Source organism: Cupriavidus sp. IK-TO18 (genome assembly GCF_015549295.1).
GTDB lineage: Bacteria > Pseudomonadota > Gammaproteobacteria > Burkholderiales > Burkholderiaceae > Cupriavidus > Cupriavidus oxalaticus_A.
In genome coordinates this window covers 1-10,980 of the sequence record NZ_JADGMP010000047.1, presented here as the reverse complement: position 1 = coordinate 10,980, position 10,980 = coordinate 1, and the positions used below count along the sequence as shown (strand labels likewise).

Here is a 10,980-nt window from a genome sequence, read left to right as displayed (position 1 = left end):
GCTCTTATTGTGCAAAACCCCTCGACAGCGTGTGCTGCGAGGGGTTTTTGCTTTGGCGGTCACGCCTAGAATGGCGCAGCGGCCGCCAGGCCAGCGACTATGCTTCTGCCACCTGATCCGCCGGCGCCGCCTGTGCCGCAAGCGTCTGTGCCACCCAGTATCCGGTATTGACCTCGATATCAGGGATACAACTATATCGACTTTACTTTCGGCCAGTCCGACTTCGCCAGCCACTGCCTTACGGCAACCGGTATATCACGTTGACAACATCTTCTTTGACGACAGCGTGCCGGCTGGCCATTCGATCATCACCGACAATGCCGAGGATTCGCCGTTAGGCACCAACCAGCCGCCGTATATCAATAACGGCAGCTTTATCCAGTCGCACAATATCCTTCGGCATATCTACGGCAATCTGCATGCCCCTTCACGTCAGCTGAGCGGACGCCTGCTACGCTTCGACCAGACGGAGTTCTTCGGAAATGAAGCGCGGGCAAGCGTTGACGCCGAGCAGGCGGTAGAACTCGCGAGTGCGTTCCACGCAGGACTCCAGCAGCCTCCGCCGGTAGCCATGTCATATAACCCATGGCTCGGGCGTGCGGGCAATGCTGGGCAGGGAGTCTATTGGGGTCGGACCGCCAGCAGCCGCATCAGAGCCAGGCCTCTTGCGAAGCGAGACTGCACCGGCTTCTCGTCAAGGATGGCCACAAGAAGCAAGCCAAGGGACGGGCTGAAGATCATCGAGAAAGTCGTCCAGGCCGCGCCGGAGCGCCCCAGCCCGTTGGCAAAGAAGCCGACCAGAACGGAGAAAATCAACCAACAGGCAATGGCGAACATGACGGAAACTCGCAAGGGGGATCTACAGTGGCGTCGCGCGGGACGGCGTGTCGCTCTCACTCCCTTTCGCTTGTGCTGTCTTGCCGAATCGGTGGATGGAGGGGAAGCGCTGCTATCAGTATGTGAAATCGCCGCGCCTCCATTTGACGTGGCGGGACAAAAATTTTGCTGTTCGGGACAGTTAGGGTTAGTTGGGGGCCGGTGCAGTGCGCTTGGGTGGGGGAAGGGACGGATACCGCACAACCTTCTTTGCGACGCCTTGGATGCGGCATCGGGGTCGTGGTTTCAAGCCAGCTCGTGATGATCAGGGGAGGGGATATACACACTTGCTTCGCCGTCAATCAGTCTCCGCAAGGCTGCGAAACGCTGGTGTACATCTTCTCCAAATAATGGATCGACGCTGGCCGGCTCAATGGCCGCGACCGCTGCCCAATCTTCTTCGGTTAGCAAGTGTGCGGCACGGGGCATGACCTGTTTCTCCTCGGTGGAGAGATGATTGCGATAGTAGGCAAGGTACATGGCGGCAGCGGCTTCCAGCGCCGTTCGCGACGTTATGACATCTCGTTCCGCTTCATGAAGCCGGTTGAGCAAATCCTCGCCTACCGCTGCAATCACACGATGCTCTTGCAGAAGCCGGCTGATCACAATGCGCATGCCTGGGTCTCGCTCGACGAGCAGCGCGTATGCAACATCCTCCCGAGGATGGTGAACGCAATCGCCATACTTGCGCATGTACTCGATGATCAGCTCCATCAAACCGTAGTTTGGCTGCTCCTCCTGGTAAAAGGCGCTCACCTCTCTCTCCAACAGGTCGAGCAGGCTGGCGAAGTTGATATGGTCGGTATGCCAGGCGGCAAGTTGGTTATTCATGGTGCCCCTCCCGGGAGGTCGAGTGGATCTTGAGTCCGCATCCATATCGGAATTGCAAGATCTTGATGACACCATAGGCATCCGTCACCATGGGGATCTGATGCAGATCAATCAGACTCCAGGTGCCTTGACGACTCGCGAGCTAACTGTCGAGCTTGTCACTTGCGCTTCAGCCGTGGCCGGCCATGAGTTAGCGCGGCAGGAAGAAGAAGGTGAGGGCAAGCGCGAAATAGACCATCAGGAGTTGCGTGCCCTTGAACCAGTCGGCGCGTCCGTCGCTTGCCATTTGCGCCGTGACCAGCACTGACAGGACCACAATGAGTACCAGGGCTGGACGAAAGGCCAGGTCCATCGGAGCCGGACCGAGAAAATGGCTGACGAGCACCAGGACTGGCGCGACGAAAAGTGCCACCTGGACGCTGGATCCCACCGCAATGGAAAACGAAAGGTCCATGCGATTTCTGATGGCTGCGGTAATGGCCGATGCATGTTCGGCTGCATTGCCCAGGATTGCCACGACGAACGCGCCGACAAAAATTTCGCTGAGGGCGTAGGCGTGCATCATGGGGCCAATAGCGCCCACCATGATCTCGCTCATCCACGCCGTCCCGACGGTGGCTGCCGCCAGTATCGCTAGCGCGCGGGGGGCGTTGGCAGGTGGCTTGTCTTTCTCGCGTTCTGTCGCCGCCATCCCGGCTTCGTGTGCACTGCGGAACAGCGCAGGATGAGTGACCAACGAAAACAACAGATACAGCGCGTAGATGACAAGCAGCGCAATGGAAATACAGACGCTGAGCCGGTACAGCACGTCTGATCTGTCCGCTACGGCTTCGAAGCTGGCAGGGAGGACCAGCGCGATCGCCGACAGTATGAGCATGGTCGCCTGCGAACGCGCACCGCGCGGGTTGAACCGTTGCTCGGGATAGCGAATGCCCCCCGCGAGCATCGCGGCGCCAAACACCAGCAGCAGGTTGCCGACAATGGAACCGACGATGGAGGCTTCCACGACCTGATGAAGGCCTGCACGCAAGGCAACCAGTGCAATGATCAGCTCCGCCGCATTGCCGAATGTCGCATTGAGCAAGCCACCGATGGCCTCGCCCAGCCGCTCTGCCAACTGCTCGGTGGCATGGCCCATCCGTCCCGCAAGGGGAAGGATGGCCACGGCAGAAGTCAGAAAAATGAGCAGATGCTGGTCGGCCGCGAGGAATTCCAGGGCAATCGCGATCGGCACGAATACGAGAAGCCAGTTCATCCACATGGGGCGTTCCTTTGCAAGGGCTGCCAGCGCCGAGCGGATCAGTGTGGCCTGTGCGCACGACGATCATTCGTGCCTGGCGATAAAGCCCGCAACGGTGTCGTACAGCAGGTGCGGCTGCTCCAGGAAGATGAAGTGGCCGCCGTCCAGCATGACAAGCTCGGCGCCGGGGATTCGCGCGGCAATCTCCGCGGAGAAGTAGGGCGGGGCGCAGAAGTCGCGCTCACCCACCACTACCAGCGTCGGTGTCGAGATAGAAGGAAGGTCCTCGAAGGCGTCATGACCGACGATCATCTCGATGCGGGCAAAGCCGATCTCTGGTTCAAATGTGCCGGCCGCTGTCGCGTCCACCCATGCCTGCACCTGCTGCGGGTGCTCGCGCATGAATCGCGCATCGAACAGGAACAGCGCGTTGGCCTCCGTCGAGGCGCGCAGGCCGGAATCGTTCAGCATGCGTTGCCGCATGGCGAACTGGCGACGGTAGAACGCATCCGCGCGAGCAATCGAGGAAACAATGGTTGCGCTGCGCAATAACTCGCGGTGACGGATCGCCAGTAGCTGCGCGATGGCGCCGCCGGTTGAAGAACCGACGACATGGACTGGTCCGCATCCGACGGCCTCGACAATCCGCGCCATGTCTCGCGCGTGCTGAGGAATCGTCATGTCGCGGGCGGTGTGCTCAGATGCACCGGTTCCCCGGTGGTCCGGGATGATCACCTGGTGATGCGAGGCGAACAGATCAATCTGCGGTCCCCAGGATGCACCCACTCCCGCAAGCCCGGCCAACAAGAGAACGGTTGAACCCTGGCCCTTGATCTCGTAGTGGATACGAACACCGTCTGAGGTTACGTCTGGCATGTTGCTTCCCCGGTTTAGGGCAGCGTGAGAAGTCGAAGGGGTCGAAGATCGCGCCGTTGACGCCAGCCCGGCGTGCTTCCGTATCCGACTCCGGATGCAAGGGGGACTGTGCGAAAAGCGTACATACTGGTATAGGCGGATCGTCCTCTTCGTCAAAGCCCTGCCTGGCACAAGGGCGCGCAGCAAGACCGGCCGGCCAGGGTGGCGCTCAGCGCGCGCGCATCCCATACTAGAAGCGGTGCCCTGAGGACCAGGGGGCTCAGGCTGGCGCAAGAGCGCCGGCTCCGAGCAAGCATGAAGGGCGCCCAAAAACGGCTAAGGAGCCAGAGCTAGATATGAAAGCGCTAGGCGTGCTTCTCGGCATATCCATGGCGGCTGGGGTTGCGCCTTACGCCGGAGCCGCTGGATGCCAATACGACATGCAGTGCAAAGGGGAGCGAATCTGCGAGAACAGTCAGTGCGTCTCTCCCGGCGCACAGGAGCGGAGCGTCGATCCAGGCATCAAGGTCCCCGCGGCTCCAAAAAGCTTCCCCAAATCTGAGCAACCCACCCGGGCCTTCCCGGCAACGAAAAATGTTCCGGCGCCTGCGCCACCTCCCAAGGCTGCGCAAGTGACGAAAAGCGTTCCCGCCCCTGAGCACGCCATGCCGGCTGAGCGATCCGCCATGGCTTCTCCCGCAGTGGTGAATTCTCCGGCGCCTGCGACGGAATTCCGATTCTGCTGCACCAAGGTCGGTAAATTTCCCATGGACCCGGAAGCGAGCGCGGACGGCCCCCTCAAGCAAGGCGATACCTGTCATGGGATCACCAGTTACGGGACGCCGCTACCTGGCACGCCCTGTAATTAAAAGGTTCCACGCCCATCGCGCCAGAACGCGATGGGATGACCGCCTGTGCCCGGGCCTGGAAGGGAGCGTGTCATGTCCGTAGCACTTCGATCTTCGCTTTGCCAATTCTTCGTCGCCTGCTGCCTTGGCATCGCAGCCTGCGGAGGGGGCGGCGACGAAGAGGGCAATGACGGCGGCACCGGCACGCTGATGATCTCCATCTCCGGCCTGCCGTCCGGGACGTCGGCGGCCATCACGGTACTGGGGCCCGGCGAGTTCCGCCAGACCGTGACCCAGCCGACCACGCTGTCCAACCTGGCTCCTGGCAGCTATACCGTCAGTGCCGCCAATGTGCTGACCAGCAGCGCGCTGCTCAAGCCGCAGCCGCCCTCGCAGACGGTGGGGGTGGCCGCGGGCGCACGCGCCTTGGCCATGGTGGCTTACGAGGCAACATAGCGGTTGTCGCCGAGCCACGCACCCGTCGTCCCAACCTTATGCCGCCTTCACCGCTGCCGCGTCCCGCGTGCCGTCCGCCGCTTCGCGCTGCAGCGCGGAGGCGCGCTGCGCCAGCTTGCTGAGGCTGGGGTTCATCGGCTTGAGCTCCATGCGTTCGGCCGCCAGCGCGCAGGCCAGGTTGGCGCGTTCGCCGCGCAGCGCCGACTCGATCAGGGTCAGGTTGATCAGGTCGCGCTGGGCATGGCTGCCGCCGAAGCGATGCGCGATCTGGCGTACCGGCATCAGCAGCTCGATGCTGCGATCGTAGTCGCGCCGCGAGAAGGCGACCAGGGCCTCGGTCACCGGCAGGCCGACCTCGCGCGTCATCATCGCGTTGCAGCCGCTTCCGGCCGCCGCGGCGCGCATGCCGGCGAGCAGGGCGGCGAGCGCGTCATCGCGCCCGGCGCACAGGAAGGCCATCGCCGCATGGGTGTCGTTGAAGGCGTAGTACCCTTGCGCGCCGCGGGCCTGCCAGGTATCGGCCAGCTCGTCCCAGCGCGAGCCCACATCGATGCCGCGCAGGTGCAGGCGCCACAGCATGGCGCAGCCATCGATCAGTTCCAGCGCGACCGAAGACTGGTTCTCGCGGATGTGCGCGTCGTAGATGTCCAGCACCTGCCTGGCGTGGCCGAGCTCCAGATGGAACAGCGCCAGGTGCCACCAGTTGTGCACGGCCATCATGTTGTCCTGCGACCAGTCGCCGGCACGCCCGCTCAGCCAGTCGATGCCTTCGTCCTGGCGGCCCTGCATTTCCATCACGTGGGCCACGGCGTGGATCGCCCAGGGATCGCGCGGGTTCAGTTCCAGCGCGAAGCGGCCGCGTTCCTCGGCCTGCTCGTACCGGTGCGTTTCCTCGAGGCCGAAGGCATGCATGCCGAGCACATAGCCGAAGCCCGGCACACGGGTGTTCCAGTGGGGCAGCACCTGGGCGATGCGGTCGCGCAGCAGGGTGGACTGCCCCAGCAGGAAGTCCCCGATATGGGCTACCTGCAGCGCCAGGCTGTCGCGCGGGTAGTCGATCACGATGTCGCCGTAGAGCTGGATCGAGCGTGTGAAATGGCCATCCAGCCAGGCGCGCGCCGCGGCGATATGCCGGCGCTCGCGCTCGTTCGCGCTGGCGGACAGCGCTTCGCCTGCTTCCACGCTTTCGCGCAGCAGCGGCGCTACGGTGCCGTCGCCTGCGGTGATCATCATCCCGGCCCGCAGCGCATGCCCCATCACGAAGCCGGGGTCTTCCGCCAGGGCGTGATCGATCACGGTGAGCGGGTCGCCGTAGTAACCGTGCAGCAGTTCCAGTGCTGCCTCGAAGCGCTCGATCGAGCTGGCGTTGGTGCTTGAAACCGATACACTCCGCGAATCCGTATGTGCCATGACGCAATCCTTCCAGTGTGATGGAGACAGCCCTGTCTCGATAATCAGCCCGCTGATGCCGCTATTGCGCGCTACGGTAGTGCCGCGCGGCCCCGGGGGTTGTCCTGATAGTAGGCAGGGGCCGTGAACGGGCCCGGCGGTCCGGCGTGAAAGAAGCGTGAAAGTTGCCGCGGGCCGAAAAGTAACGGCTACCTGTCTTTGCGGCGTGGAGCCGCAGCGTAGTCCATTGCCGTCGCCTATAACGGATGGGCCTGCCAGGTTCCTTCCCATGACCCGCGCCCGTCTAGACCTGTTCGGCGGTTTCCAGCTCAGCTCCGCCGACGGCACGCCGATTCCGCTGACGGCGCGCAAGGCGCGCGCCGTGCTGGCCTACCTCGCACTGGCCCATGGCCGGGCCCAGCCGCGCGACAAGCTTGCCGCGCTGTGCTGGGCGGAAAGCAATGCAGAGCAGGCGCGCAGCAGCCTGCGACAGGCGCTGAGCGCGGCCCGCCGCGCGCTCGACGAGGCGGGCACGCAGGGCCAGCACGTGCTCCTGGCGGAAGGCGACTGCGTGATGCTGGGCGAGATCTCGGTCGACGTGTGCGAGTTCGAGCAGTGTGCCCGTGAAGCCACGCCGTCCTCTCTGGCACGCGCGGCGGACCTGTACCGTGGCGACTTGCTGGAGGGTTTCCATGCCGCGGCGCCGGCCTTCGACCACTGGCTGGCGATCGAGCGCGAGCGCCTGCGCGGCGTGGCGCTGGGCGCCCTGGCGAAGTTGCTTGGGCACAACGAACAGGCCGGCGCGACAGACCTTGCGATTGCCAGTGCCACGCGCCTGCTCGCGCTCGACCCGCTGCAGGAAGGCGTGCACCGGGCGCTGATCCGGCTCTATGAACGGCAGGGCAGGCAGGCCCTGGCACTCAAGCAATACCGGCTGTGCCGGGCAGCGTTGCAACGCGAGCTCGGTGTGTCGCCGGAGCCCGAGACCGATGCGCTGTACCAGGCCATCCTGCGCGCGCGGCGCGAGCCGGCGCCAGGCAGCCTGGGCGGTGACGACGGCGGCGGGCAAATTGCGGGACCGGATGCGATTTCACCCGCGGCCACGCTGACACCCGAGCCGCAACTGCGCCACGCGGTGGTACTGGTGGCAAGCCTGCAGGAGGGCGCCGGCGGCCCGCTGGAGCCCGAGCAACTGCACCAGGCGCTGAGCTGCTGGCGCCAGCAGGCCCGCGCCCTGGCGGGCGCCTGTGGCGGACACATTACCGATGAGATCGGCACCCGGCTGACCATCGTGTTCGGGGTCCCGGTGGCGCACGGCAACGACGCCGAGCGCGCGCTGCACACCGCCGGGGCGCTGCATGCAGCGTTGGCGCGAGTTGCCGGGGTGGCCGGGGCCGCCGAATCGCGGCTGCAGGCCCGCGTCGGCCTGGCAAGCGGGCAGGTGCTGGCGGCCTATGGCGACAGCGACATGACGCTGACCGGCGGCCCGGTCGGCGTGGCCCTGCAGGCAATGGAGGCCGCCGAGGCTGGCGGCACGATGGTGTCCAACCGGGTCTACCAGGCGCTGCCCGGGCGCCTGGTAGCCGATTGCGTGGCCCGCGCCGTGCTGCCCGGCGTAGCCGAGCCGATCCCGCTGTGGTGCGTGCGGCGTTTCCTTGGCGTGGAGCAGGCGCCGGCCGAGCATGCCTTCGTCGGCAGGCACGCGGAACTGGCGCAGCTGGCCGGGGTGGCCGACAGCTGCCTGCGCTCGGGCCATGGCCGCGTCGTACTGATCCGCGGCGAGGCCGGCATCGGCAAGAGCCGGCTGGCCGGGCGCTTTGTCGCGCTGGCGCGCGAACGCGGCCTGGAGGCGCACCGGATCCTGGTGCTCGACTTCGGCGCGGGCAGCGGCGGCGATCCCATGCGCATGCTCGCGCACAGACTGACGGGCGCCGCGCCGGGTCCCGACGTGAAAGGCAGTAACGTGGCTGCCATCGAAGGCACGCTCGCCGCCTGGCAACTTGCCGAGCAAGAGCTGATGTTCGTGCGCGACATGCTGGAGCTGCCGCAGTCCCCCGAGCACGCCGCCGCGCTGGCCGCGATGGATCCCGCCAGCAGGCAGCGCGGCGCGCAGCGGCTGATGGTGACGCTGGCCACCCGCCGCAGCGCCGCGCGAGCGCTGCTGATCGTGGTCGAAGACGTGCACTGGGCCGAGCGCACGGTGCTCGATTGCCTGGCGCAGCTGGCGGCCGCAACGCGCGGCCATGCGCTGGTCCTGGTGCTGACCGTGCGCCCCGAGCACGACCCGATCGATGCGGCCTGGCGCGCGACCAGCCAGGGCGCGCCGCTGACCACCATCGACCTCGGCCCGCTCGACGATGCCGAAGCGCACGAACTGGCCGCCTGCTACCGGCAGGTCGATCCGGCAGTCGCCGCTTCCTGCATCCGCCGGGCCGAAGGGAATCCGCTGTTCCTCGACCAACTGCTGCGCGGCGTCGAGGCGGGCGCGGAAGCTGGCACGGAAGAGCTGCCCGGGACGCTGCAGAGCATCGTGCTGGCGCGGCTGGACCGCTTCTCCAGCGCCGACCGGCAGGCGCTGCAGGCCGCTGCCGTGCTGGGCCAGCGCTTCAGCCCCGCCGCGCTGCGGCACCTGCTCCAGGATCCCGCCTATGCGTGCGAGCGCCTGGTCATGGCCGCCATGACACGGCCGGAAGGCGAGGACTACCTGTTCATGCACGCGCTGATCCATGAGGCAGTCTACGCATCGCTGCTCAAGTCGCGCCGCCAGAACCTGCACCGGCGCGCGGCCGCCTGGTACGAGGGCAGGGACCCCGCACTGATGGCCGAGCACCTGGATGCCGCGGGCGATCCCGGCGCGCCCGAGGCCTATGCCGCCGCGGCACGGCATGAGGCGGCGCACTTCCGCGGCGAGCGCGCGCTGCGCCTGGTCGAGCGCGCGCAGCGGCTGCCCAGCGACGATGACTGCAGGCAGGCGCTTGCCTGCCTGCACGGCGAGCTGGCGCTGGACCTGGGTCTGGCCGCGCAATCCCTGCAGGCGTTCCGGCAGGCCCAGCCACTTGCCAGCGTGCCGGCGCAGCAGGCCCGGGCATGGCAGGGCACGGCGGCTGCCTTGCGCCTGCTCGACCGCCATGAAGAGGCCCTGTCAGCGCTGCGCGAGGCCGAACAGGCCGCCGCCAAGCTGGGCCAGTCGGAGCGGCTGGCCGAGATCGAATCGCTGCGCGGCAACCTGTATTTCCCGATGGGAGACATGGACCGGTGCCTGGCCGCCCACCAGCGCGCCCTCGGCCATGCGCGCGCGGCCGGATCGGTGCTGGGCGAAGCGCGTGCGCTGGGCGGCCTCGGCGATGCCTACTACCAGCAAGGCCGCATGATTACCGCCCATCCGCATTTTGTCCGTTGCGTCGAGCTGGCGCGAACGCACGGCTTTGTCCGCATCGAATGCGCCAACCTGCCGATGGTGGGCGCGGTGGAGCTGTTCCTCAACCAGCTCGATGCGGCGCGGGCCCATTGCGAGGAAGGGCTGCGCCTGGCGCAGCGCATCGGCGATGCGCGCAGCGAGATGCTGGCCTACGACGTGATGACCTCGACCGCGCAGCTGGCCGGCGACTGGCCGCACGCCGAAGCGCACGCGCGGCTGGCCCTGGCGCTGACGCGCCGGCTGGGCGCGCGGCGCTTCGAGGCCGAGGTGTTGGCGCGGCTTGGCCTGGCGCTCGGCGCGCTTGGCCAGATGCAGGAAGCCGAGGCATTGCTCGACGAGGCGCTGCAACTGAGCCACGCCAGCGGGCTGCGCTACTCCGGCCCTACCGTGCTGGGGTTCCTGGCACGCACCACGCGCGATCCCGGCCGGCAGCTCCACGCCTTGCGGCAGGCCGAGGCGATCCTGGCGCAGGGCTGCGTGAGCCATTGCCACGTCGACCTGCTGGAAGCCGCGATCGACGTTTCCGTGTCGTTGCGGCACTGGCAGGAAGCGGATCGCTACCTCGCGGCGCTACAGGATTACATGCGGCCCGAGCCGTTTCCGTGGGGCGACTTCCTGATCCGCAGGGGCCGCGCGCTGGTCAGCGCCGGACAGGAAAAAGAAGGTAGCGGCACCCCGGCGCTTCGCGAAAACCTGCGCCAGCTCAGGGATGAAGCACATGCGGCCGGCCTGCACGCGTCCGTGGAGGCCATCGATGCCGCGCTGAAACGGCTGGCGGCAGGGCGCGGTTAGGCCGCCCCGGCAGCTATATTGTGATGGTGAGGGCGGTTTGCCACCTTGCCGGCCGGCAGTCCGAACCCTGACGACCTTCGTGCCGGGATGGACCGCAACTATGATTTAACATAACGATTATTATGCGAAACCAATTTGACCCAAATAGTAATGTCGTAGTTGAGCCAAATAGAAATGTCGTACCCCTAGCCAAGGCTGGCATGCTGGCGGCTTTCCGTCTGTCCGAGACCGGAGGCCGCGATGCGCAAGCCCGAGACCATCACGATGACGATGCG

At 66.1% G+C, this 10,980-nt stretch carries 7 protein-coding genes; 2 read left to right on the top strand and 5 right to left on the bottom strand.

The window, feature by feature from the left end:
• Positions 1-621: 621 nt before the first annotated feature.
• The 4 genes from IPF36_RS31900 to IPF36_RS31885 all read right to left on the bottom strand — a co-directional run bounded on the left by IPF36_RS31900 (position 622) and on the right by IPF36_RS31885 (position 3,823).
• Positions 622-837 (bottom strand): hypothetical protein, encoded by a 216-nt coding sequence (locus IPF36_RS31900; protein ID WP_195432033.1) that lies wholly within the window; start codon positions 835-837, stop codon positions 622-624.
• A gap of 285 nt (positions 838-1,122) precedes the next feature.
• Positions 1,123-1,707 carry a hemerythrin domain-containing protein gene (locus IPF36_RS31895; RefSeq protein ID WP_135705235.1) on the bottom strand — a complete coding sequence of 195 codons (585 nt, stop codon included), beginning with the start codon at positions 1,705-1,707 and terminating at the stop codon, positions 1,123-1,125.
• A gap of 190 nt (positions 1,708-1,897) precedes the next feature.
• Positions 1,898-2,968 (bottom strand): calcium/proton exchanger, encoded by a 1,071-nt coding sequence (cax, locus tag IPF36_RS31890; RefSeq protein WP_135705236.1) that lies wholly within the window; start codon positions 2,966-2,968, stop codon positions 1,898-1,900.
• A gap of 63 nt (positions 2,969-3,031) precedes the next feature.
• Positions 3,032-3,823 carry an alpha/beta fold hydrolase gene (locus IPF36_RS31885; RefSeq protein WP_135705237.1) on the bottom strand — a complete coding sequence of 264 codons (792 nt, stop codon included), beginning with the start codon at positions 3,821-3,823 and terminating at the stop codon, positions 3,032-3,034.
• A 920-nt stretch (positions 3,824-4,743) separates the two neighbouring features.
• Here IPF36_RS31885 and IPF36_RS31880 point away from each other — a divergent pair.
• Entirely contained in the window at positions 4,744-5,106 is a 363-nt protein-coding gene (locus IPF36_RS31880; RefSeq protein ID WP_195432032.1) for a hypothetical protein, read from the top strand.
• A 36-nt stretch (positions 5,107-5,142) separates the two neighbouring features.
• Here the strand turns inward: IPF36_RS31880 and IPF36_RS31875 are convergent, their stop codons facing one another.
• Positions 5,143-6,516 (bottom strand): tetratricopeptide repeat protein, encoded by a 1,374-nt coding sequence (locus IPF36_RS31875; RefSeq protein ID WP_195432031.1) that lies wholly within the window; start codon positions 6,514-6,516, stop codon positions 5,143-5,145.
• A gap of 268 nt (positions 6,517-6,784) precedes the next feature.
• Between IPF36_RS31875 and IPF36_RS31870 the strand changes: the two genes are divergently transcribed.
• A complete protein-coding gene (locus IPF36_RS31870; protein ID WP_195432030.1) occupies positions 6,785-10,705 on the top strand; it encodes a BTAD domain-containing putative transcriptional regulator in 3,921 nt (1,306 codons plus the stop codon).
• The last annotated feature ends 275 nt before the right edge of the window (positions 10,706-10,980 follow it).

Coding starts and splice junctions, on each gene's coding strand:
- IPF36_RS31900 (WP_195432033.1), bottom strand. CDS start 837: ATGTTCGCCATTGCCTGTTGGTTGATTTTCTCCGTTCTGGTCGGCTTC.
- IPF36_RS31895 (WP_135705235.1), bottom strand. CDS start 1,707: ATGAATAACCAACTTGCCGCCTGGCATACCGACCATATCAACTTCGCC.
- cax (WP_135705236.1), bottom strand. CDS start 2,968: ATGTGGATGAACTGGCTTCTCGTATTCGTGCCGATCGCGATTGCCCTG.
- IPF36_RS31885 (WP_135705237.1), bottom strand. CDS start 3,823: ATGCCAGACGTAACCTCAGACGGTGTTCGTATCCACTACGAGATCAAG.
- IPF36_RS31880 (WP_195432032.1), top strand. CDS start 4,744: ATGTCCGTAGCACTTCGATCTTCGCTTTGCCAATTCTTCGTCGCCTGC.
- IPF36_RS31875 (WP_195432031.1), bottom strand. CDS start 6,516: ATGGCACATACGGATTCGCGGAGTGTATCGGTTTCAAGCACCAACGCC.
- IPF36_RS31870 (WP_195432030.1), top strand. CDS start 6,785: ATGACCCGCGCCCGTCTAGACCTGTTCGGCGGTTTCCAGCTCAGCTCC.